20 protein-coding genes are annotated in these 23736 nt (G+C 56.2%); 7 read left to right on the forward strand and 13 right to left on the reverse strand.

Annotated elements, in window-relative coordinates; translation table 11 throughout:
• Positions 1-113: 113 nt before the first annotated feature.
• Together ACTH3S_RS08640 and pyrE are read right to left on the reverse strand one after the other, a co-directional pair.
• Entirely contained in the window at positions 114-767 is a 654-nt protein-coding gene (locus ACTH3S_RS08640; RefSeq protein ID WP_441808612.1) for a DUF4124 domain-containing protein, read from the reverse strand.
• Positions 768-770: 3 nt separating this feature from the next.
• Positions 771-1409 carry an orotate phosphoribosyltransferase gene (pyrE, locus tag ACTH3S_RS08645; RefSeq protein WP_441808613.1) on the reverse strand — a complete coding sequence of 213 codons (639 nt, stop codon included), beginning with the start codon at positions 1407-1409 and terminating at the stop codon, positions 771-773.
• An 81-nt stretch (positions 1410-1490) separates the two neighbouring features.
• On the opposite strand from pyrE, the gene ACTH3S_RS08650 reads away from it, so the two are divergent.
• Positions 1491-2297, forward strand: coding sequence for an exodeoxyribonuclease III (locus ACTH3S_RS08650; protein WP_441808614.1), 807 nt, complete (start codon positions 1491-1493; stop codon positions 2295-2297).
• A 148-nt stretch (positions 2298-2445) separates the two neighbouring features.
• Here ACTH3S_RS08650 and rph read toward each other — a convergent pair whose 3' ends face one another.
• On the reverse strand, positions 2446-3162 hold the full coding sequence (gene rph / locus ACTH3S_RS08655; protein WP_441808615.1) for a ribonuclease PH: 717 nt from the start codon (positions 3160-3162) through the stop codon (positions 2446-2448).
• Positions 3163-3375: 213 nt separating this feature from the next.
• Between rph and ACTH3S_RS08660 the strand changes: the two genes are divergently transcribed.
• Together ACTH3S_RS08660 and ACTH3S_RS08665 are read left to right on the forward strand one after the other, a co-directional pair.
• Positions 3376-4242, forward strand: coding sequence for a YicC/YloC family endoribonuclease (locus tag ACTH3S_RS08660; RefSeq protein WP_441808616.1), 867 nt, complete (start codon positions 3376-3378; stop codon positions 4240-4242).
• Positions 4243-4490: 248 nt separating this feature from the next.
• Positions 4491-5711 carry a site-specific integrase gene (locus tag ACTH3S_RS08665; protein ID WP_178976427.1) on the forward strand — a complete coding sequence of 407 codons (1221 nt, stop codon included), beginning with the start codon at positions 4491-4493 and terminating at the stop codon, positions 5709-5711.
• A 530-nt stretch (positions 5712-6241) separates the two neighbouring features.
• Here ACTH3S_RS08665 and ACTH3S_RS08670 read toward each other — a convergent pair.
• From ACTH3S_RS08670 to ACTH3S_RS08680, 3 genes are all read right to left on the reverse strand, one after another.
• The gene (locus tag ACTH3S_RS08670) at positions 6242-7078 is read right to left on the reverse strand and encodes an abortive infection family protein (protein ID WP_100689505.1); all 837 of its coding nucleotides are present in this window, start codon (positions 7076-7078) and stop codon (positions 6242-6244) included.
• Positions 7079-7315: 237 nt separating this feature from the next.
• A complete protein-coding gene (locus tag ACTH3S_RS08675) occupies positions 7316-7525 on the reverse strand; it encodes a PcfJ domain-containing protein (RefSeq protein ID WP_441808617.1) in 210 nt (69 codons plus the stop codon).
• 77 nt (positions 7526-7602) lie between these two features.
• Positions 7603-7938, reverse strand: coding sequence for an FAD-dependent monooxygenase (locus ACTH3S_RS08680; protein WP_441808618.1), 336 nt, complete (start codon positions 7936-7938; stop codon positions 7603-7605).
• A gap of 153 nt (positions 7939-8091) precedes the next feature.
• On the opposite strand from ACTH3S_RS08680, the gene ACTH3S_RS08685 reads away from it, so the two are divergent.
• The 3 genes from ACTH3S_RS08685 (at position 8092) to ACTH3S_RS08695 (ending at position 11645) form a co-directional block, all read left to right on the forward strand.
• Positions 8092-8751, forward strand: coding sequence for a GntR family transcriptional regulator (locus tag ACTH3S_RS08685; RefSeq protein ID WP_441808619.1), 660 nt, complete (start codon positions 8092-8094; stop codon positions 8749-8751).
• A gap of 143 nt (positions 8752-8894) precedes the next feature.
• Positions 8895-10583: an arylsulfatase gene (locus ACTH3S_RS08690; protein ID WP_441808620.1), complete on the forward strand. Its 1689-nt coding sequence runs from the start codon at positions 8895-8897 to the stop codon at positions 10581-10583.
• 33 nt (positions 10584-10616) lie between these two features.
• A complete protein-coding gene (locus ACTH3S_RS08695) occupies positions 10617-11645 on the forward strand; it encodes a porin (protein ID WP_441808621.1) in 1029 nt (342 codons plus the stop codon).
• Between the two features lie 33 nt (positions 11646-11678).
• Here the strand turns inward: ACTH3S_RS08695 and ACTH3S_RS08700 are convergent, their stop codons facing one another.
• Positions 11679-12668: a helix-turn-helix domain-containing protein gene (locus tag ACTH3S_RS08700; protein ID WP_441808622.1), complete on the reverse strand. Its 990-nt coding sequence runs from the start codon at positions 12666-12668 to the stop codon at positions 11679-11681.
• Between the two features lie 187 nt (positions 12669-12855).
• Between ACTH3S_RS08700 and ACTH3S_RS08705 the strand changes: the two genes are divergently transcribed.
• Entirely contained in the window at positions 12856-14946 is a 2091-nt protein-coding gene (locus ACTH3S_RS08705; protein WP_441808623.1) for a tetratricopeptide repeat protein, read from the forward strand.
• 36 nt (positions 14947-14982) lie between these two features.
• Here ACTH3S_RS08705 and ACTH3S_RS08710 read toward each other — a convergent pair whose 3' ends face one another.
• The 6 genes from ACTH3S_RS08710 to ACTH3S_RS08735 all read right to left on the reverse strand — a co-directional run.
• On the reverse strand, positions 14983-16371 hold the full coding sequence (locus ACTH3S_RS08710; RefSeq protein WP_420389737.1) for an SLC13 family permease: 1389 nt from the start codon (positions 16369-16371) through the stop codon (positions 14983-14985).
• A 24-nt stretch (positions 16372-16395) separates the two neighbouring features.
• Positions 16396-16980, reverse strand: a complete 585-nt coding sequence (locus tag ACTH3S_RS08715) for an antibiotic biosynthesis monooxygenase (protein WP_286253313.1) — start codon at positions 16978-16980, stop codon at positions 16396-16398.
• Positions 16977-18584 (reverse strand): methyl-accepting chemotaxis protein, encoded by a 1608-nt coding sequence (locus ACTH3S_RS08720; RefSeq protein ID WP_441808624.1) that lies wholly within the window; start codon positions 18582-18584, stop codon positions 16977-16979. The genes ACTH3S_RS08715 and ACTH3S_RS08720 overlap by 4 nt, the downstream gene beginning before the upstream one ends.
• 72 nt (positions 18585-18656) lie before the next feature.
• The gene (locus ACTH3S_RS08725) at positions 18657-19988 is read right to left on the reverse strand and encodes a DUF1329 domain-containing protein (protein WP_441808625.1); all 1332 of its coding nucleotides are present in this window, start codon (positions 19986-19988) and stop codon (positions 18657-18659) included.
• A gap of 18 nt (positions 19989-20006) precedes the next feature.
• Positions 20007-21950, reverse strand: coding sequence for a DUF1302 family protein (locus ACTH3S_RS08730; protein WP_441808626.1), 1944 nt, complete (start codon positions 21948-21950; stop codon positions 20007-20009).
• A gap of 42 nt (positions 21951-21992) precedes the next feature.
• Positions 21993-23736 (reverse strand): efflux RND transporter permease subunit (locus ACTH3S_RS08735; protein ID WP_441808627.1); only part of this gene is annotated, 1744 nt, incomplete at its 5' end.

The raw sequence follows: 23736 nt of genomic DNA on the forward strand, positions 1-23736 counted from the left end.
TAAGTCAGTACGCAGTTTGTACTGGCGAACAAAAAGGGCGCCGGCTCTCAAGCTATGGCGCCCTTTTTGTGCCTGGCAGATGGCCAATTTAGAGTAGCCGCCATTAAAGCAGGCTAATCTGAAGTGCTGGTTGCTTCTAGCGAAAGGGTACGGGTTTCCCCGGTGACTTTTTCAAGGCGTTTTATGTCTTTCTCAAAAGCCTGCTTTAGGGCTTCAATCTCCTGAGATTGCCAGAGAATTTCTCTTTCAATGTCGCGGATTTGGGACTCAAGGCGGTGGATTTTGTCGAGGGTTGCATCCGGTATTTTTTGACCGTTGCGTTCCATATTCGCAGCGCGGCTTTGCTCGTTGTCCAGTTGGCTTGAGATAACGGAGATGTTGCCCCGCTTGAGCTGAATAAGTCCTCGCAATTCATCCAGTTTGCGATGCATGGCCTTAATGGCTTGATCGGGATGACTGAAGCGCTTCAGAAGTCGAGTGTCTTGTTCGCGCTGAATGGTGAGCTCTTTCTGGCGCTGCTTTTGTGCTTCGCGGGCGGCAATTTCAGCCTCTGTTGGCGCTGGAGGAATAGTTTCCACCACGCGGCCGTTTGAATTGAGGATGTCGTAGCCGCGTTTGGTGGCTTGCTGAGGAATGGTGTTGCTGATTACAAGCTGGCCTTCTTCGTCCGAATACCGGTACATGCTAGCTTCTGCCAGGGTTGTCATGCCCAGCGACAGCAAGAGAGCAGAGGCAGTGGCTGAAAATACGGTCAGGCGCTTGTGCATCAGTCAGACTCCGTAGCGTTCCCGGTAGCTGGCTACCTTTGTGGCATGGCCAGAAAACTCCGGATTGGTCTTAAGATAGTCCAAAACCTGTTCCAGGCGAATGATACTGACCACCGGAATGCCGAATTCGCTCTCCACTTCTTGTATGGCGGAGAGTTCGCCGTTGCCACGCTCCTGTCTGTCCAAGGCAATTAGCACGCCGGCAGGTTCTGCTCCTTCGGCACGAATAAGGCTGATAGATTCACGTATGGCCGTGCCGGCAGTGATGACATCATCTACGATGAGTACTTTACCCTGTAATGGGGCCCCAACAATATTACCGCCTTCACCGTGCTCTTTCTTTTCTTTGCGGTTGAAGGCAAACGGTTTGCTTTCGCCCTCTTGGGCTAAGGCCATAGCTGTCACAGTTGCCAACGGAATGCCCTTATAGGCAGGCCCGAATATGATGTCATAATCCAGACCACTGCGACCGATGGCTGCAGCGTAGGCTTTGCTGAGTTGCAGCAGGTCATCCCCGGTGTTGAATAGCCCGGCATTAAAAAAGTATGGGCTGGTGCGACCGGATTTAAGGGTAAAGTCACCAAAACGAAGTACGTTACGGTGAATGGCGAATTCAATAAAATTTTGCTGGTAGTCGTGCATGGCAAGGCTTCTGGCGGGTGTGGATCTTTTAATAACGCGTAAAAACGGTATCATACACACAAACCGAATCAGGGAACACGTATGCGGGTAGTATCAATCAGCGTCAATGGTCTTGCCCAGGCTGTTGATAAAGGTTTCTTCGACTGGCTGGCCGAGCAGGACGCAGATGTTGTGTGTGTTCAGGATCACCGTATGCGCGCCTATGAGATTGAAGACCTGAATCTCATTCCTGAAGGGTATGAGGCGTATTTCATCGATGGCGAAAACAATGCTGACGGTGGCGTGGGTATTTACACGCGGCATTTTCCCAAAGCCATCATGTACGGTTTTGCCAACGAGCAAGCAGATCGCGAGGGGCGCTTCATTCAGGCGGATTTTGATAAAGTGTCTGTGGCTAGTGTGCTGGCACCCTGCGCTCTAGGTCGTGAAGATGAGCTAATCAGCGAAGATGACCTGACGGTGCTCGACCATAAAGATGACTTTATGGATGGGTTCGGCTTGCACATGCAGAAAACTCTGCGTAAGCGTCGCCAGTTCATTTTTGGAGCCAACTTGCAGTCGGCGCATCATGTAACAGATGCCAGCCCTCTGTACCATAAGCTGGATTTTTCGGGCTTTCTACCCCATGAACGCGCTTGGCTCGACCGGTTGTTTGAGGAGATGGGTTGCGTGGATGCGTTCCGTGATATCAATAAGCAGAGCAATCAGTTTACTTGGTGGCCGGAGCAAACAGAGGGCTCGCGGAAGAATGCGGGCATTCGGGTGGATTACCAGTTGATGACACCGGGTATTCGTAAAACCATTCAAGATGGTTGGATCGACAGCAAGACCCGCTTTTCGGACCACGCTCCGGTGATTATGGATTACGATATAGAGATTGGCCTATAGGCTGGTTTGAACTTCAGGGGAAGTGTCGGCATTGGCGCCGCTCCCCCAGACACGCTGCAAGTACATCCCTGTACGCTTGTTTTCGGCCGTCCCTGGCCTCCAACAGTCTGGGGGAGCGGCGCCAATGCCGACGCCCCGGCTTGAGATGTTAGCCTTCCAGAGCTTCTTTCTGTAGTACAAATAACTTTTCAATGCCTTGCTTCGCCAGTGTCAGCATGCTGTCCAGTTCCTCCTGGACAAACGGCGCACCTTCCGCAGTACCCTGAATTTCGATGAAGCCGCCCTGGTCGGTCATGATTACGTTCATGTCGGTTTCGGCTTCGGAATCTTCTGGGTAGTCCAGATCAACCACTGGCGTTCCTTTGTAAATACCCACAGAAAGCGCGGCGACCATTTGCTTCAGCGGTGACTTCTTAATGCGCTTTTCTGCAACCAAGTGGTTCAGGGCGTCTACCAAGGCTACGCAACCGCCGGTGATGGCAGCGGTGCGAGTGCCGCCGTCGGCTTGGATTACGTCGCAGTCGATGGTGATGCTGTGTTCACCCAAGGCATCAAGGTCGACGGCTGCGCGCAGGGAGCGGCCGATCAGGCGCTGGATTTCGACGGTGCGGCCGCCTTGTTTGCCTCGGGCTGCTTCGCGCCCCATACGGCTGCCGGTTGAGCGGGGCAGCATGCCGTATTCGGCGGTGATCCAGCCTTTGCCTTGGCCGCGCAGGAATGGCGGTACTTTGTTTTCTACCGAGGCGGTGCAGATCACTTTAGTGTTGCCGAATTCCACCAGCACAGAGCCTTCAGCGTGGCAGGTGTAGTTACGGGTAAGGCGAATGTCTCTTGGCTGTTCGGGGGTTCTGCCGCTTGGGCGCATAATGATTCCTGGTATTTTAGGTAATTGTCCGGGAGCTATGCCCCGGTTGGATTGGAGTTGGACAGCCGCAAAGTGTAACACGTTGAGCGGGGTGCCGGCTGCTCGTGCCAGCGCACTCATTGTCTGCAGTGGAGTTCGCCGCAGATGATCGCGGCCTGTTAGACTCAGGCTCTACAATAAAGGAATACCATCACCCGCAAAGCCGGAGCCGCCATGATCAAAAGTATGACTGCATTTGCCCGGAAGGATGTTCAAGATAGCCAGGGAACGCTGACATGTGAAATTCGCACCGTCAACCACCGGTATCTGGAGCCATCTTTTCGGCTGCCAGAGGCCCTGCGGGAGCTTGAGAACCCATTTCGAGAGGAACTACGAAAGCAGTTAAAGCGAGGCAAGGTGGATGTGTCGGTTCGCTTGCAGTCCATCGAGGCAAACACACCTGGATTCGAGGTTAACGAGGATGTAGCACAGGCAGTCAATGAGGCTGCAAACCACGTTAATCGTATGCTGGATAACCCTGCGCATATCAATGCCCTGGATATTTTGCGCTGGCCCGGAGTGCTGTCGGTGCCGGAGCAGGACTTCAGCTCCGTGCGGGAAGCGGCTGTGAGCCTGTTCAGGGAGACGGTTGCAGAGCTGGCGGTTGTCCGCGAACGGGAAGGTGAGCGTTTACGCCCGTTGTTTGAGGATCGGCTGGCGCAAATGAAAGTCTTGGTTGCGACGGTTCGTGAGAGCATGCCCGGGTTGCTCAAGGCGCAAGAGGAACACCTGCGTGAGCGTTTCCAAAAGGCCAAGGTAGAGTTGGACCCTGAGCGTATTACTCAGGAAATGGTTATGCTGGCCCAGAAGAGCGATGTGGCTGAAGAGTTGGATCGGTTGGATGCCCACATTAGCGAGGTTTCAGACACTCTCAAGCATGATGAAGCCATTGGGCGCCGGCTGGATTTCCTGATGCAGGAGCTGAACCGGGAAGCCAACACCCTAAGCAGCAAAAGCATAGATGCCGGTGTAACCCGAGCTGCTGTGGATTTGAAGGTTCTGGTCGAGCAGGTGCGGGAGCAGGTGCAGAATATTGAGTAGCGTCTACTCTTGTTTCAGTTTGTCTTTAAGATGCTGTAATAAAAAGATAAAAGTAGCTGTTTGTCTATTGGAGTCTAAAAAAATCTAGTTTAATCCAGCGCCACTTGGGGAGTATACTGGGTAGTAAATTGATCTACTACCCATGAAAAGTGAGAAATAGACGTGCGTACTCCCCACATGGCTCCGCTTTGCCCGAGTTTGCCTGCTCAGCAGGAAACCCTCTGTTCCGAATTTGCAGGGGGTGAGTAATGGCGAAGTTGACTGCAACCAAAGTCCGGGCGCTGGTTAAGAATGGTTTGCCGGGTCGCCACAGTGATGGAAATGGCTTGTACCTAATGCTGCCAAAGCGTGGTGAGCCCTATTGGATGCTGCGGTATACGTTGGCCGGTAAGCGACGTGAATTGACCTTGGCAAAGTTTGTTGAGCTTTCACTTGCTGAGGCTCGCGAGCGTGCTGTTGAGGCTCAAAAAGAGATCCGAAGTGGTATCGATCCGATCGAAGAGCGCAAGCGGGAGGGGCGGGTTACGCTCAGAACCGTCAGTGATCTTTTCGAAGACTGGTACCTGGACCTGGAAAAGCGCCTCAAGCACCCAAGAATTCCAAAAAGAATCTTCCTGAGAGAAGTGTCACCTTCAATTGGGGGGATACCTATCGGCGACGTTACCCCTATGGACGTTCGAGCCATTATCAAGAAAGTAGCGGGTAGCGACCGACCGACCATAGCAAACGACACTCTGATGTACCTGAAGCAGCTGTTTAATCATGCCATCAAGCTAGGCTTGATTAAGTACAATCCGGCGTCGGCTTTCACTGTTACTGATGCAGGTGGTGTCGAGAAAAGCCGGGAAAGGGCTTTGACCGTTGAGGAGATCCAGCATGTCTTCAAGGTCTTCCGAGAAAACAGTGACAGCTTTACCCGGGAAAATTACTTGGCTTGCGCAATGCTGCTTATTCTGGGGGTGCGAAAAACTGAGCTGACAGAAGCGAAGTGGTCAGAGTTTGATTTAAAAAACGAGTGTTGGACTTTGCCCGCAGAGCGCAGTAAGTCAGGAGTGGAGATTGTTATCCCTCTTCCCCCAAATACCGTTAAGTGGCTCGACGAGTTGAAAATTCATGCCTGTGGCTCAGATTACGTCTTTCCCAACCGTCGCAGCAGCAAACATCCCCACATGGGAAAGGACACGCTGAACCGCGCCATTTCCAAGTTGTTCGGGAAAGAGCCGGGTAGGAAGCAACAGCCGGAAAATAAGATGGGGGATATCGCTGAGTTCACTGTTCATGATCTACGACGCACTTGCCGTAGTTTGATGGCATCTGCAGGCGTGCCCGGACATGTGGCTGAGCGGTGTTTGAACCATAAGCTTAAGGGGGTTGAGGGCATTTACGATCGCTATGACTATTTCGATGAGCGTCGCGAGGCTCTGGCTAAAGTGGAAGGTCTGGTTATCTCATCGGTGGAGGATCAATAGCAGCTTGATGCTAGTCTGTGGAAGTTCTCGGTGAGGCGTTGTGAGCTGAGGTATCGGTCAGTGGCCGGAGTCAGTTCTCGTCCAAGCATTCCTGGCTGAGTCTTACGTTGAATGACTCTCCAGTCGCGGTGTTGATGGGCTGGCCGGGCCGAGAGAAATCAATTTCTATCTGTCTCTCTTAGGCCCGCCAGTCCCTGACCTTGCCGGCCTGCGGCCTCCACCGGACGCCTCGATCGGTCCGCTGCTAAACAAAAGCGGACATTCAGAAACGATCGAATTGACCACAGAGCACCACGCTCGGCTGATTCAGATCAAGGAAAATCAAGCACATCGGACCCTGACAGATACCCTGGAATACCTCATCGACCAGGCAGAGGGACGGCGACAAACTGGCTAAGCAATACCGCATTATTCTCAAAAATCCCTTGCCCCCAAACAGCCCCATTGGCATCAACAAACAGCACCAGGTCGGATTCCGGTGCCAGGCTTTGAGTTGATGGGTTGGGGACAAAAAGGTCTTTCTTAGTCAGTTAGAATCCAGGGTCCTTTCTTTTATCCCACGACTCCAGAACGAACATTGCCAAGGTATGAGCACTATGAATTGCCAATCGGGCGTGCCTGGGCTCCAATTTATAGATCTGCTTCCCTGCTCCATGAGCTGAGCTGGCGTGTGTACGTAGCGCCCCAACACCATCAACGATTGAGTGCATCCCTGATAGAATTTTGCGCAAATCGTTGTCTTCTATGCGCTTCGGGTCAAAGTTCAAGTATTCGGCCACTGGCTTCCAGAGGTTTTTCAGATCCTGTTTTGCCGGTTTATCCAGTTTCTCTTCGTCGATCATGATCTTGAAAAGAGACTCCAGAATATTGCATGCAGCTGAGCATGCCTCGCGAGGCTCAGTATTCGTATTGTCTATCGCTCGCTCGAATTCCATATCGATAGAGATTAACTCACGACCTTTGATCAGATCAGATAGGCTCTTTGTTGCACCCTTCATCCCTACAGCCGACTGAACCTTTCCTCCTATCCGGTATACCAAGTCATATCGCTCAAGCACTTCCTTTGTCTTTCTCTGAAAGGTCTCCCGAGACAAAGACCCTGGCGGTGATCCAAATAGCTGCGAGTGATGATCATCCGGAGTCTCCATCTCCTCTTCGATTAATTTCCCCAGAACCGCAAGAGGGGTCGAGGATTCGACGTTGGTGCGCCTAAGCCAGTCCTGGCACTTCACAGGTTTACTGCCCTCTGGAGGGTCCCCGGGAGCGTCTGCGTACATGAACATGCTGTCCAGGTCGGCGTGAGTTTTAACTTGAGACATGTGTTTTGCAATGAGAGCAATAATCGGCGCTGGTATCTGAGTCTTCAAAAGAAAATCCTCTGGATCTGTGAACTCAGGGGACAGTCTACATTAGCTTGAGCTGTGTAACTCGGCGGCGGCATGGTCAACGCCGCCAGATAGGCCTTTAGATTGACACAGCCCCATCGGCCTCGGCCTTTGACCTGAATGTTCACTTTGCGACCAGGCTGAACATTGAAATTCTTCGCATCATTCAGGCTGCGCATAGCAGATCTGGTCTGGGCCCCTAACTTCTGCGATCAGTATTCACCCACCGCCGAATCCAATCCAATCCAAAGAACCTTCTAACGGGCTTGAATTACACGCCCCGAGAACCTCGCCAACCACCCACGCTCTATTCTGATACTCAAGCGATATGGTTAATCGCTCCGGGTGGACCATCCGGTAAATCAGCACTTCTCCGAGTGCGACCGGTACGTCATAGCTGCCTACGCAGTGGTGGTGCTGGTCATACATTCGAGCTCTTCGACGATCTTAAGGCAGGATAATGCAGCGATACGACAGCGTGGGTCGCCTAAGCGTTGAAACTTTGACTACACTGCCTCAGAAAGAACGGCCAAGGATGCAGCTATGTGCGGACGGTACAACGTAACCGACTCTCCGGAAGTCCAAAAGCTGATGGAACAACTGGGTTGAAAATCGCCGGGGGTGGCGTGACGCTTGATGTCGTCTTCAATGCCCAGTGCCCGGAACACCTCCATGGCACGCTGGTTGGTGATGTGTGCCCGGGGGCTGTTCGCCAGCCAGTTGAACATCGACATCATGTGCACACGCACGCCGTAGGTGGCCAGTGCCAGGGCGGTAATGCCGCCGGTAGGCCCGGTGCCGATGATCATCACGTCGGTATCGTAGTGTTGTGGGGTTGTCATTGTTGTCTGATGCCTCCTTTTTGCATTCTAGAATGCTAGCGTGTTAGTTTTCAGGCGTGCAATCAATAACCACGACCGCATTGATTGCTTGTGCCCGCTGGCACGCTAGAATGCAGGCATCCGAAAGCGCTCAATTAAAGGCCCGACACCTTGATGAACAAGCCCACCAAGAAAGCCGCCATCTATGATCACATCCTCGAGAAACTGATGACCCGCCAGTACCGGTTTGGCGAGAAAATCGTGGTGAAGGAGCTGTCTGAAGAAACCGGTGTGAGCCGTCAGCCCATCATGTCGGCGCTGAGCAATCTGCAGGAGCGAGGTTTTGTCGAAATTACCGCGCAGGTGGGTTGCACCGTGTACCGGCCATCGAGCAGTGAGGTGGACGACTTCTACCGACTGTTCTCAACGAATGAGGGCCTGGTGGCTGCCCTGGCAGCGGAGCGGCGACAGGCGCAGGAAGTGCGGCGGCTGGCTGAAATCAATGAAAAAATTCACCAGATCAACCCGGCCCATACCGATGCAGACGCGGATTACCGTCGGCTCAACGAGGATTTTCATCACTGTTTGCACGCCATGGCCCGCTCGCCGCTGGTGTCTAGCCAGCAAATGGCGAATTTTGAGTTGTCGGATTTTTTCATTGTGCAAAGTTGTGGTTTTGAGGCCCATCTTGGCCAGGTGACAGATGAACACGAAGAGATCATCGCTGCCATCAGAGCCGGAGACGCCGCTGCTGCGCAAACCAGAGCGATGGAGCATATAGACAGCATTGCCCGGCAGGTGGTCGACGCACTGGGGCAAGCCGAGTCCGCCTGAGCACAATTGATTCGTTAATACACATTTGTTGCGCATTTATGACAACGCTTGCGCATACGGGATAACCCCTACCCCTAAACCCTCAGCAGAATGAAGTTGACCACACACTGGTGGCACAACAACGAACTGATTGAGGGCATAGCATGTACAAAAACAACACACTGCTTCGTCGGTTGGGGCTTGCCCTGGGGTTGGTGGCGGCGTCTACGCTGGCATCGGCCAACCAGGCTGAAAAACCCAACTTCCTTCTGATTATGGCTGATGATCTGGGCTACTCAGACATTGGCGCCTACGGGGGCGAGATTGAAACCCCGAGCCTGGATGCCCTGGCCAATGAAGGCATCCGGATGACCAACTTCCACACCGCCCCCACCTGTTCCCCGACCCGGTCCATGCTGTTTTCCGGCACCGATAACCACCGCGCTGGCATCGGTAACATGGCCGAGCTGATGACGCCGGAACAGAAAGGACAGCCAGGCTATGAGGGGCACTTGAATGATCTGGTGGTGACCTTGCCTGAGGTGCTGCGGGATAACGGGTACCACACGTCCACCACCGGTAAATGGCATCTTGGCCGGACTGAAGCGCTGAGCCCCAATGCGCGTGGGTTTGACGAATCCTGGGTGTTGGTTCAGGGCGGAGCCAGCCATTTTGATGATGGCCGGGCGATTATCGGGGTCGACCCGAAAGCCATCTATCTGGAGAACGGCAAGCAGGTAGAGGCACCCAAGGGCTTCTTCTCATCGGATTTCTACGCCGACAAAGCCATCGAATACGTTAACGCAGCCGGCGACAAACCGTTCTTCCACGTGTTGTCGTTCACTGCGCCGCACTGGCCCCTGCAGGCGCCGGATTCCTACATCAAGAAATACGAGGGTCGTTACGACGAAGGCTATGAAGCCATTCGCCAGCAGCGCCTGGGTAAGATGAAAGACATGGGACTGGTAGGGCACGAGCTGGCCGCCAACGTTCCTTTTGACCAGCTGCCGACCTGGGATGAGCTGACCGATGAGCAGCGCAAGGTCGAAGCCCGCAAGATGGAAATCTACGCGGCCATGGTCGACAACATGGACGAGAACATCGGCCGGGTTATTGCTCATCTGGAGAAGGCCGGCAAGCTCGACAACACCGTGGTTATGTTCATGTCCGATAACGGCGCAGATGGCAACAGCCCGGAAGTGTTGCCCCGCAACAAGGAATGGATTGCCTCTGAGTACGACAACAGCTTCGAGAACATGGGCCGTCGTGACTCCTACATCTGGTATGGCGCCCAGTGGGGCCAGGTCAGTGCCACGCCATGGCCGATGTGGAAAGGCTACCCAACCCAGGGTGGTTTCCTGGTGCCGGCTATCCTCAGCCTGCCGGGTAAAGACACCAAAGGCGAGATCAACCACGAGTTTTTCCATGTGATGGACATCATGCCGACGTTCCTCGAACTGGCGGGTATTGAGGTTCCTGCCAGCCCCTACAAGGGCCGGGAAGTGTTCGAGGTTCAAGGCATCTCGATGGTGCCCGGCCTGAATGGCAACGCGCCGGAAAACCGGGTGGTTGGATGGGAACTCTATGGTCGTTCAGCGGTGCGCATGGGTGACTGGAAAATTCGGTTGATGGAGCCACCATATGGCCCCGGAGAGTGGCAGCTTTTCAATCTGGCGGTTGATCCTGCTGAAACCACGGACCTGGCCAGCAAGGAACCTGAAAAGCTGAAGCAGCTGCTGGCTGAGTGGGACAAGTACGTCAAGCGCAATGGCGTGATCGCGGCAGACCCTGCCGACATGCGGAAAGTTGGATACAGCTTCACCACCTGCCTGTACGGCAAGTGTGTTGAGTAAACCAATCCCATGTTCGATAACAGGAGAGACGCCATGAAACTGAAACAGACACTGCTGGCCGCTGCGATATGCGCAGCAGCCGCCACCCCGGCCCCCGCGGTCGAGCTGGATAAACCGAACTTCTACGGGAACCTGAATGCCGGTGCCCTGAAGATCGAAGGAAAAGACGCGGAAGCAGAAGCGTTTGAACTTGAACTCGGGTTGCAAGGCAAAGCGGCCATCGATCAGGGTCTGAACCTTCACTACGCCGTGGAAGTCGACCTTGCCCGTGCTGCCAACAGTGCCGATGACCCCGCCACCGGCCGGGACGGTGAAGCCGATGTGCATGTGAAAGAGGCCAAATTCTGGCTGCCGACCCGTTATGGTCTGTTCGTGGCGGCGCCCCGGGGAACCAGTGGCCAGTGGACGGATATCTACGGGCCAATCAACCATTACGAATACAACGTGTCCCGGGCGGACCCACGGCCCGATGGCATCTTCGCCCAGCCGGACCGGACCTCAGGTACCTTTGCCTACCATACCCCCTGGTTTATGAAGACCAAGCTGGTATTCGCGGCGATCACCCTGAACGATAGTAACGGTAAAGATGCCGATGGTCGCTCGGTGCGACTGGTTCATAAGGGCGACAACCTCGGATTCGCCATCGGCACCACTCAATTGGTGCAGGAGCAACTGCCGCCGTTTGCCACGGAGGATTACCTGATCTCTGCCGCTGGCGTGAGTTACCAGCTGGGCGGCCTGGCCCTGGGTGCGGTCTGGGAAAACAACCGCAATTCCCCTTACCCACTGGACCCACAAGGCAAGGCCGATTTTGATTCCTACGGTGTCTCTGCCCAGTACATCACCGAAGGCGGTGCTGGCATAGCGTTGGGCTACAAGGAGAAGGATCACGATTACTCGGCGGCGGACAACTCGGTCTACACCCTGAAACTTGAGCAGAGAATTACCCCTCAGGTGAAGGTATGGGCCGAGACCGGGCAGTTCGATAAACCGGTTGTCAGCCCGCAAGGGGCGCTCCTGACCGATACCAACTACGCCATTGGCTTTAACCTAACCTTCTGACTCTGAAAGCGTCTTGCCCGGTGAGATTCGGCATTAAACCGAATCGAGCCGGGCCTTTTTATTGACCACAACCCGGGATGCACGGCACTGCCGCAGGGTTTCCGAAGGCAACTCGCCAAAGGCTTCGTGGTATTGGCGGGTAAAGTGGCTCAGGTGGTTGAATCCGTAGGAAAACGCCGCATCGCCGATGTTGATGTCGGGGCTGGTTCGGAGTAACTCCCGAACGCCCTTGAGCTTGTGGCACAGAATAAACTTTGCCGGCGTGGTGTGGAGGTAGGTACGAAACCCGGATTCCAATGATCGACGGCTGGCGCCGGTGATCCGCAGCAGGTCGCACACCGAGATAGGGTCACGAATATGCGCCAGTATCCATTCCGTTGCCAGGCGAATCCGGCCCGGGAGTATCGAAGGGTTTTCCAGGCCCTCACGGTGCAACTGGTTGGCAAATTGTGCCAGCAGCAAGCCTTCCCACTGGGACTGAACCGCCGGGTCTATCCGCCCCTGACAGATTTCGTGTTGTTGCGCCAGGCAGGTAATGGAGTTTCTCAACACCAGGGCGTCTTGATGATTGCCGGGGATAAAGGCGTTGGTTTCCCTGAGAAAGCTGAGGTCCGGAACACCCAGGGTGTCGATCAGTTTCTGGCGCGCCAGGCTCATCACCACGGCCCGGGTGCCTTTTTCCCAGACCAGGTCTGCCTGCTTGCCCGGCGCTGTCAACACCAGGCTGTCGGCTGGCACGTTGGTATCCAGGGATTTGCAATAGATGTTGCCCGACAGCACCAGAACCGCGTGAAAGGTTTTCTGGGTGTCTGACTGAATGTGAACCTTCTCGGACCACATGGCGCCAAACAGTGAACTGCTGCCCACCGGCTGCAGAGTCAGCAGGTTTTCGGCCCGGCCACTGCCAGACAGCGGGGCAACCTCCCGGTCTTCAATGTGGGCATTGATAAACGCCTTTGCCTCCTCAAAATCGGGAGAGCGCACACCCACGTTGTATCGGAATGGAACCAGTTTCTCGTTCATGGCGGAGTCGTTGTTGTTGTGTGGTCAGCCGTATGAATCATCACGATCTTTATCATAATTCAAGCAAGTGGCAGGCCATATCCCAAAAGTTGGGCCAGCCCTTGCAGGTTGAGGTCTTGTAGGGTGTGGCAGAAGGGTATTCCGTGAATTCGGGTTTATGATCTGGTGAAATGAGTGCATAAGTAACATGGAATTGAACGATATGATGAAGCAACGCTGGACGCTATTAGCCCTCTGTCTGCTGGTGCTGGCCGGTGGCAAAGCCCTGGCCAATCCTGCCGATTGTGTCGACTGTCATGCCAGCGAAGTTGCAGAGTGGTCCCGCTCCCAGCATGCGGTTGCCATGGCTGAAGCCAGCCCGGAGGCGGTGGCCGGTGATTTCTCCGGCGCCCGCTATCAAGACTCAGAGCTCGCCGTTCAATTCCTGGAGAAAGACGGGCAATTCGTTATTCACACCCGGGAGGGTGACGAAAAACGCCAGTGGACCGTCCGCTACACCTTCGGGGTTTACCCGCTGCAACAGTACCTGATTGATATTGGCGATGGCCGCCTTCAGGCTTTCAACATTGCCTGGGATACCCGCAGCAAGTCCGACGGCGGTCAGCGCTGGTTCCGGTTGGATGAACCGGGGCAGAACCGGCCCGGTGATGCCATGCACTGGACCGGCATTTACCAGAACTGGAACAACCAATGCGCCGATTGCCATTCCGCCGGGCTGGAGCGTCATTACGACCCGGTGGAAGACCGCTACCACACCGAGTGGCAGCACGTGGCCGTGAGTTGCACCGCTTGCCATGATGCGGCTCTGGACCATGCCTCTGCGCAGCAAAGCGGAGACTCCCTGGCCGCCGGTGTGCAACTGGCGGCGGTGGGGGCCTGGCTGGTGAGTGAAGGAAAACAGCCACCTCGCCTGCAGGGAGCCAAGCCTGGTTCCAAACAGGTGGCCACCTGCGGACAGTGCCATTCCCTGCGCACCAGCTTGACGGATTCTGGCGGTAGCCAGGTACACGATCAGTTCAGCCTGAGCCGGCTCGACCAGCCGTTGTACTATTCTGACGGCCGGGTACGGGAAGAAGTGTTTGTGCTGGGCTCCTTTGAGCAAAGCAAGATGTTCCAGGCCGGTGTGGTCTGCTCGGACTGCCACAATCCCCACACCGGCAAACTCAAGATTGAAGGCAACGGTGTCTGTGCCCAGTGCCACAACGCCGGTGACTACGATACCCCGGATCACCACCATCACCCCCGCACCAGCGAGGGTGCGCAGTGCGTAAGCTGCCACATGCCCGAAGCCACGTTTATGGGAATCGATGACCGGCGGGAGCACAGCTTCATGGTACCCCGACCTGATGTGTCGAAGGCATCCGGCAGCCCGGATGTTTGCCTGGCGTGCCACACAGACCAGGATCGCGCCTGGTCGATGGACACCGTCGGGAGCTGGTATCCGGATCTTTACCAGCCGGACACCTGGCATCACGTTCAGCAACGTAACCTGTCAGAGGTTCTGGCCTATCTGGCCGATGAGGGCGAGCCTGCCATTCGCCGGGCAACGCTGCTGGAACAGCACGGGGACGCCCTCGTGGCCCGGCACATGTCGGTGGTGGCGCGCCTGGCCCAGAGCGATCATGCGGTGATCCGCGAAAGCGCCTATCGTGTGCTCAGGCACGGCGAGACGGGCCGGGTCCGGAATCTTGCCGAGCAGGGGTTGGCTGATGATTCTTTGGCGGTCAGGCTGGCGGCCTTTGAATCCATGGTGTGGTCCGGCACCCTGCCGGACCCTGAGCGCTGGGGCGAAGTTCAGAGGGAATACGAGCACTACGTTGATATGCAATCAGACCTGCCCGCAGGCAGCGTGCTCAAAGCCCGATACCTGATGGCAGGGGATTATGTCTACAAGGCAGAGCAACAGCTCAACCGTGCTCTGGGCAAAGACCCAGGCTACGTGCCCGCCACCATCCTGCTGACCGATATTCTCCGTGCCGGCGACCGCAACCTGGAAGCGGTCCGGGCCATTGATCAAACCCTGGAACACAGCCCTGATGAACCCCAACTGATTCACCTGCGGGGGCTGATCCGTATTCGCCTGCAAAACTACCCGGCGGCGCTGGCGGATCTGGAACGGGCCCATCAACTGGTGCCCGGCCAGTGGCTGTTTGGCTACCGGTACGCGGTTGCGCTGTTCCAGCTGGACCAGAAGGACAAAGCCCGGCAAGTGACCCAATCCTTGTTGCAACAATACCCCGATAACGCACAATTGCGGGCACTGATGAACCACCTGTAGGGACAACCAAAACCGGGGCTGGGGCGCGCTGTCGCCTCAGATCCACCCCAGCCACCTCCACCACAGGTAATCCAGCGGAAACAGAATCACGATGGTGAGGGCGGCCAGTATCAGGCACAACCGGGCGGCATGGCGCATGGGAATTCCGGCCAGGGGCATGGCCATCATCAACGGCACGGACTGGTAGGTGAAGATGATGGTGGAGAAGCCCAGAACCTGGGTCATCAGTACCGCTTCCAGGCTGAAACCGGTCATCTCGCTCATGGCGCCAGCCAGGGGGGTGAGCGTTGCCGGAATGCCGGCCAGGGTGGTGACCATCCCGGTCGCGGTCGCCGCCAGTGACAACGTAAGGAAGTTGGCGAAATCCCGCCCCGGCTCCAACGGCAGCCAGGCCAGTACATGGCCGCCCAGAATGCCGCTGATGTTCTGATGGTTGATCAGCCCGGCAATGCCCAGCAGGCCGGCCACCACCAGAATCGAGCTGATATTCACTTTCTGGTTGAAGCTCTGGGTGGAGATCATGCCAATACCGGGCATCAGCAGCAGGGTGGCTGCGGCCAGGCCAATCCACGCAGCCGAGATCTGGTGCCAGGTGTCGGTCAGCCAGAATCCGAGGGTCACCAGAAGAATCATCATCAGCCGCGATTCCGTGAAATTGAAAGGCCGGCCTGGGCCCGCTTGCGGAACCGGTTTCGGGTTGTCCGGGTACAGCCGCACCAGCACAACCACCAGCAGGATGGCCTTGAGGATGCCCAGCACCGGAAAGTGCAGCAACAGGTATTCCCCGAACATCGGGCTCCAGCCATGAATCTTCTCGGCAGAGCCGATCATGATCATGTTCGGAACATTGGCGGGCAGAATGGCAAAGGTGGGCAGATGGCTGCCGAAAGCAGCCGCCAGCCCGACGGCTTTCTGGCCGTTACTGCCAGGCTCAAAGCCACAGCTGTGGGCAATAGCCAGCGCGATGGGGATAAACAGAACAATACGCCCCACCGAGGACGGCATGACAAAGCCCAGCAGAATGCCAATCACCACGATGCCGGTGATCAACCGGGCATAGCTGGTATCCAGATGGCGGGTAAACAGGTCTGACACCCGCTGGGCCAGGCCGGTTTCCGAGATGGCAATGCCAATCACCAGGCCGGACACAATCAGCCAGCAGGCGGTTGAGGTGAGCCCGGAAAACACCACCTCGGCCGGGGCCAGCGACAACAGCATGGCCAGGGTCAGCACCAGCAGGGCGGTGACAAACTCCGGCACGGCGCCGGTGGCGAACAGCACAAGCCCGGCCATCACCAGCAAGGCCGATAGCAGTTGCGGGCCTTCAAACCAGTCCACCACCGGGCTGAACAGCAACGCTGCAGACAATAATGGAATCAGGGCGAGCGCGAGCCACTGAGACCGGCTAACAGGCAGGTTGGTCATTGCCGGGTAAGATCCTTCTCGCCGTTAACGAACATCGTGGTTCTTTTTCGGAAACAGCCAGAAGGCAAACCAGCGGGTCATCCGTGGCATCAGCACGTAGCTCATCAGCAGCATGACCACGATGGTGACCGCCATGGTGCGCAGCAGCAGCGGGATCTGTGCCAGCAGGTCGCCAAAGAGCAGGAACACCAGGGTGACGGCGGGATACAGGGCCAGCCAGCTGACGAAGGTCATTTTCCACTTGGGTGGCGGTTTGACCGGATTCTGACCGGGCAGGGTAAACCAGGTGACGATGCCAGAGGTGACTTCCCGCTCACTGGGTTTTGCCAGCAGCGCTTCAATCTGCTCAAGCAGCTCGGCTCTTTCGGGGGAGTCTTCCCAGGCGGTCAGGGTGTCCCGGTCCCGGAACTTGAAGACAATCCGGTATTCCGGGTCATCCGGCGAGGAGGGCCGGAACATGGTGGCACCCAGATAACCCGGGAAGCTGGCGGCCCTTTCGGTCATCTGGCTGCTGAGTTGCTCGAAGGCCGATTCCTCACCTTTTTTTACCCGGCGGGAAACCACCACCGTGAGGGGAGTGTGGGTGTCCTGATTGGTGTGCGTTGTCACGATACCTTCTCCTTGAGCTGGACTTGCCGGGCATTGCTGGCGCCGGTGGGCATCAGGTGTTTGATCAGAAACTTCTGGCGGAACACATGGTGGCCAACGGATTCACCGGCGTTTACCGTATCTGCCAGTTGGTGACAGGTCTGGCTGGCCAGCTGGTGAATGGTGTGGATCTCCTGGCTCAGCTGGCTGACGGTCTGGCTCTGCTGCTCGGTGGCCGCAGCAATCTGCTGGTTCAGGCCATCGCTTTCGTTAATGCCGGCGACAATGGCCTGAAGCGCTTCGGCGCTGGCGGATACTTGTTCAACACTGGCCGCTGACTGGCGCTTGCCTTTTTCCATGGATTCAACCACCCGGGCAGACCCTTCCTGCAGGGCGCTGATCATCTCGCGAACTTCATCGGTGGATTGCTGGGTTCGTTTGGCCAGGGATCGAACCTCATCGGCAACCACCGCAAACCCTCGCCCGTTTTCACCTGCCCTGGCGGCTTCAATCGCCGCATTAAGCGCCAGAAGGTTAGTTTGTTCGGCGATGGCATTGATCACATCCAGTATACGCCCGATGGCCTGACTGTTCTGGTCCAGCTCCTGGACAATATCGCCGGCCTCTTCCAGTTCCCGGGCCAGGGTGCGAATACTTTCCTGTGCGGCTGCGGCGGAGCGGGCACTGTCGTCACCGGATTCCCGGTTGCGGGTGCTCAGATGGGCGGCCTGATGGGTGCTTTCGGACACCTCCCGAATGGTGGCACTGAACTCTTCCACCGAGGCCGCGACGGTACTCAACCCGGAGAGCTGCTGTTCAGACGCTCGGGTGCTGGCCTGCAACAGTGTATTGGCCTGGCCGACATAGCCTTCGATCTGGCTGCCGCTGTCCCGTACCCTGGCGATCATCACGTTCAGCCGGGTTTCCACCAGTCGCATGGCCAGTTGGATCTTGCCGACGGTGCCGGCTTGGCCGGTGTACACCAGTTGTTTGATGGGGTGGTCTACAATGCCCTGACAGTACCGGGACAGCGCTTGTAAGGGGCGGTTCAGCAGGAAAAGCGCCAGGCCACACAGGGCGCTGCTGAGGGTAAACAGAACGGCGAACAGTGCGGGTTGGGCCATCAGCCCGGCTATCAACAGGGGGCTGAACAACAGCGTTGCCAGAAGCCATTGCTGAGTGGCCGGCGCCAGCCCGGGAAGCTTCAGGGCCAGTGGTTGTTTGCCCCTGGCCCGGGCCTGGTAAACCTGCTGGGTGCGCTGAACCGTGGCACCGTCCGGTACCTGATAAATGGCCTGGTATTCGACGACCCGACCGTGCTCGTCCGAGATTGGAGTGACAAAGGCATCGAGCCAGAGATCGTTGCCGCGGGCGTTGCGGTTCCGGATCATACCCATCCAAGAGTCATTCCGCCCCAGGGTTTCCCACAGATCATTCAGTGGGCCTTTGGGCATGTTCGGGTGTCGAAGCTGGCTGAACCCTTCGGCTTTCAGCGTGTCTTCGTCAAAGCCGCACAGCCGGCAAAAAGCACTGCTTGCGTAGGTAATTCTGCCTTTGTCATCGGTCAGTACCAGAAGTTGATCCTGGTCCTGCGCGTTCCCTGGTAATGGTTCATATCGGGACATCTTTTTTCATCCTCCGAAATGAAAAAGGGGCCCGCACAGCGGGCCCAAAGGAGAGCAACTACGACTTGCCGATCAGCTGCCTGTTGCGCGCATGTGTTGCACGTTGAACATTTGTGGCGGTGACATCTCCGGGTCAACCTGGCCCTTGAACTGGCCGGTGGTGCAGTGGCTGGCCTGAACATCGATCATGCTAAAGCTGTCATCGATAGACACGCCGCTGCCCTTGTTCTTGGGCAGGTGATGGTCCGGATGCGCCTGACCAATGGTGAAGGTTTTCCACATGCTGCCCTTGCGGTCATAAGACACCGTGCGCGGGATAGTGAAGGTCTGGGCGTCCATGTAGTGCACCCTTTTTTGCAATGGGTGACTTTCATCAACAGGAACAGCCTCTACTTCGTAAACCTTACGCAGCTGCCAGGTGATTTCCGGGAAACAGCCACCCTGGCCACCAAAGGCAACAACCTGGTAGCCATCGTCATCCTGGTGAGTCTCTGTATCGAGCTTCATGTCATTGTGGTTATAGAAGGGCATCAGCATTTGACGGGTCCCTTTATAGGTCCAGTTCATGTCTGAAATGCGACCGTTATAACCTTCAAAGTCCTCGATCATCAGATCGGAACCCAGGAACGCATCGGTAACCTGACCGGTAGCCAGACGGCGTACACGACGCTGGAAGCCCAGATACAGCCACGAATTGTCCCGCTTGAGGTCGTCGGAAGCGCGGTGGATCAACAGCTGGGTGTTGCGAACATCAGCCGGATCCAAAGCTTGCACGTAGGTAGCGCGGAACAGGTCAGACGGGTTTGGCGTAATCTCTGGTACTGGTTCCTGGTTCACTCGGCCCTTGAAGTTCAGGAAATGGAAATTGAACTTGATGGTACGTTCCACCTTGCCGGAATCCATATCCCGATACTTCCAGTAGAACGGATAAATGGCAGCACTATCACCCCAGTTGTAGCCATATTTATAGTTCCATGCGAGCTTTTCACCGGCCCGTGGGTCGTTGGCGTCCGGCTCTTCCGGGAACGGGCGGCCAGCCTGCCAGCCGTTGATCTCACCCACCTGGTCGCCCAGGGAAACCTGGCCAAGGGCGGCGCGGGTGGCCTCGATGTAGCCTTCGTTCAGGCCAAAGGAGGTGGTGTCACCTACGGTGATGGAGGTCCAGCCATTCTCGATAAATGTGTAGAAGGCCGGGTCAATCACGTCTTTGAACTGGGCGACGTTGGACTGGTCGATTACCGTGCCGGTGCTCAGGCCCTCCTTCGAGGGAACCGAGTCGTTATACGGGAAGAAGGAATTCTCGATAACGTCATCGCTGGCGTGGGCCATCGAGGCCAGCATTCCGGTGGCCAGGCCTGCAGCCAGGCACCGGGAAAGCAGCGTTGGTTTGTTCATGGTTTTCATGGTTCTGTCCTCTTGTTATCAGAAGCTGTAACGGGCGGTCAGCTGAATTTCGTCTTCTTTCTGGGCCATGCCGATGGGGCCCGACTGGAAGCGACTGAGGGGTTCATAGCCGGAGACACCTGCGGATTCACCTGGCTGCTGTCCGACAACGCCCGGGGTTTGTGTGAACGGATCCCAGGGGTTACAGGAGCGGCAGTCGTCAAACTTGCGGGCGCCAGTGCCGACCTTGAAGTTGCCGCCGGCGGTAAGCTTGAAGCGATCGGTCACCAGCCATTCAACAGACGGTGCAAGGGCGGTGGCCTGGGCACGGAAATCGTGAGCGGTGATGAGCTGGGGGCTGAGCCGGCCATTCATGTAGAAGCCCTTGATCAGAAGTGTCGCGGTCCAGTTATGTTCCCAGTCGGGAATACCGGCCTCGCCGTAGGTGCGCTGCTCACGTTCGTGGTCCAGAATGTGCTGGCCGAAGATCTGGCCGGAGAACAGGAACGCCTGGCTCTCGTTCAGGGCGGGGATGAAGATGTTCTTGTCTGCACCGATCACGTAACGCAGAACATCGGATTCGGAGTAGAGCCGTTCACGGAGGGTGTTGGCGAACTCCTCACCGGAGGTATAGGCGGTTTCGACCCGGAATACGGTATCGATGCCTTGTGAGTAGTAATCGAGGGAACCGCCCACCAGGTTGACCCGTGGGAAGTGAATGTCGAACGCAATCAGGCTCGGCCAAACGCCGGTTTCACCTGTGAACCCGTTCTGGGCGGGTATGCCTCCACGGAGCGAGGGCAGCTGTGAACGGTAGGTCAGCGCATTCAACGAGAAGCCAAGATCGCCGTAAACCCCTTCCATCTTCAGACCAAGCTGGGTGTTGGACAGGCTCCAGCTGGGCATGTGCGCCTTGCGGATACCGATCTGGCCAGGGCCGAAGTCTGTTGCCAGCCCCCCGTCAGGAGTGGCGCCTGCGAAGTTTGCTACAGTGCTGCCATTTTCCCAGAGGTTATTCATGCCCCGGAAAAAGCAGCCGGCATCCAGCATCACATTTGGCTGGCCACACTGGCCAATGTCATGGGGCCGGAACTTGTCGAAGTTCCAGACCACCTGGAAGTTCAGATCATCAAACGCCAGGCCGTCGAAGACTTCGGTGGGTCCCATGCGGTAGTCGGTACGAACCATCCACATCGGAATCCGGATATCTTCCATTTCGTCGTAGATGTTGTTGCGGGAGAAGTCGACCGGGTTGATCACATCGAGCACCCGGAACAGGTCCGTTCTGCCCCAGATAACCTGCTGTTTACCCAGTCGTGTACTCAGGATGTTGCCGTTATCGAAGTTAATATCGAAGTCGGCATAGAGTTCCCGGATGAAGTCGGCGCGATCGTTGAACTCCTGGAATCTCAGGTCGTTGGAGTCTTTGTCCAGATACCCGTTGATACAGCCGCGGTCGTCTTTGTCACAAGGGCGCACCGGAACGCCGAAGGCGACACCGTTGTTCTGTGAATGCAAATGCTCCCCCAGAACCACCATGCCATCATTGGGGTTCTGGCTAACATCAAAGCCAAAAGTGTTACCAGGGGGCAAAGGAATAGCACTTGCAGGACTGCCAACACCACTTCCATGCGGAACAGTGCCTTGAGGTAGATCTTGTAACTGAACCGGACCCCCTGCGTTTCGTCCATACTCATCATCATTCAGATCATAAACTCCGTCATAACTTCCCCGGAGTGTGGCGTTGAAGCCCACATTGCTAAAAATTCCCACATCACCGGCTTTTTTCTCCAGCTCTAGTTGCAAGGTATTGCGGAATTTCGAAAGCCCCACGCCTTCTCGGCCGTAGGTGGCGTTTTCAACGTAACCGTTAACGCGGGTATCTTCTGCCGCTACGGTTGTGGTCAATGGAGTCAGCGCCAGGCAGGCACCACCCGCAAGGGTGTAGCACCATAACCTCAGGCCTTTTGTTTTTATTTGCATGGCTTATCCTCGTTACAGGTTTTTTGGAGTTTCGTACCGGAGTCACGCCCGGTACGGTTCTCCTGGCACAAATCCGTCTTCCTGCTTCCTGGCGGGAGCAGTAGTCGGAGTTGATTTCGGTTTTCTGTGTTCGGAATGCAGAATGCCGTCTTCGTCGGCATAGACGTCGGTGATAAAGCGTGGCTTGAAGACCAGCACCCATGAGGGCACCAGAAGCATGGCTGCAAGACCGTTGATGATGATCATCACGCACAGCAATAACGCGGCATCGGACTGGAAACGCAGGTTAGAGAAGATCACCCACATGATGATTCCTGCCATCAGCGTCAGTGCGGTAAAGCTGATGGCCATGCCGGTTGTAGAAATAGAACGCTGCACAGCTTCCCGGAGGTTCTGAAACTTGGCCATTTCTTCCCGGATGCGATCCATCATGTAGATGGAGTAATCAATACCGACACCTATGCCCACGGCGATTACCGGCACCGTGTTGATGTCGATACTCAGGCTGTTCAGGCCCATATAAGCGTAGGTCATGGTGGTGGCAAACAGCATAGCCATCAACATCATGAGGCCGGCGTGCCATGAGGTGTAGAACAGCATGACGAAAGCGAAGATCAGCAGGAATACAAGCGGCAGAACGATTACATTGGTCTCGAATGCTGATTCGTTCATTGCGGCCGCTACGCCCAGGGTGCCCCCGGCCAGCCGAATGGTCAGTCCTTCTACGCTATCGCCATTTTCTGCAATCCATTCCTTTGCCATGTGAATGGCGCGGCGAATGGTTTCGCCCTGGCGGTCCTTGTAATAGAACACCAGGTTGGCAACACGGTCGTCGGTATCGTTGAACTCGTCCAGGGCACCGGGAACCGGGCTGGAAGCCATGTAGGTGAACATCAGGCCGCCCACGTAGCCGGCATCGTGGGGAATCTGGTACCAGCGGGGGTCGTCGTTGTGCATCAGGCGGTTAACCTGCTTGATCAGGTCTGGCAGTCCCTTGGCGCCACCTACCTCCGGGTCAGTCAGCATATGGGCCTGAAAGTCGGCCAACGCTGTCAGTACCTCCGGGCGTTTCAGCCCTCCTTTTTCATCGGTTTCAGCAACGATATAAAGTTCTTCTGATCCAGGGAAACGCTCGTTCACGATCCGGGACGAGACGTTGTAGTCATGATCGGGATAGAGAATTGGAGAACCGGGCTCGGAGTCGCCAATCTGGACATTGGATGCGGCCAAGAGTCCGCCGAGCATCGCAATGGCGCCTACGGCCAGGATGACTCGGGCAGAACCCGGTTTGGTGACCATGCGCGAACTGGTGCTACCAATATGGCGCAACACCGTTTCCCGGATTTTCGGGTTCTTGGGTGTTGGCAGGATGGAGAGCAGCAGTGGTACACCTATCAGAACGGTAAATACCACGGTGATGGCCCACAAGGAGGCATAGATGCCAAGGTGGGTGTTGAGAGGGATGGAGCCAATGGCGATAAGGGATAGACCGATGGCGTCAGACACCACCCCTAGTGATCCTGGACGGAACAGGCTGTCAAAGGTTGCCTTGGCAGCTTTCGGGCCGTTACCCAGTTCCTGGGTTTCGGCATAATAGCGCTCAACCAGCTGAACCCCGTGGCTCATGGCTCGCGCAGCAATCAAAAAGGGGATTACCAGGCCGAGAGGGTCAAGGTTGTAACCCAGGAAACTGATAATCCCAAGCCCCCATATTGTGGAGACAAGAACGCCGCCTAGCAGCCTGTCGGACTTAACCAAGCAGTATCGACATGAGATAATCGGGGCA

It is taken from the genome of Marinobacter sp. (genome assembly GCF_052094685.1).
Lineage (GTDB): Bacteria > Pseudomonadota > Gammaproteobacteria > Pseudomonadales > Oleiphilaceae > Marinobacter.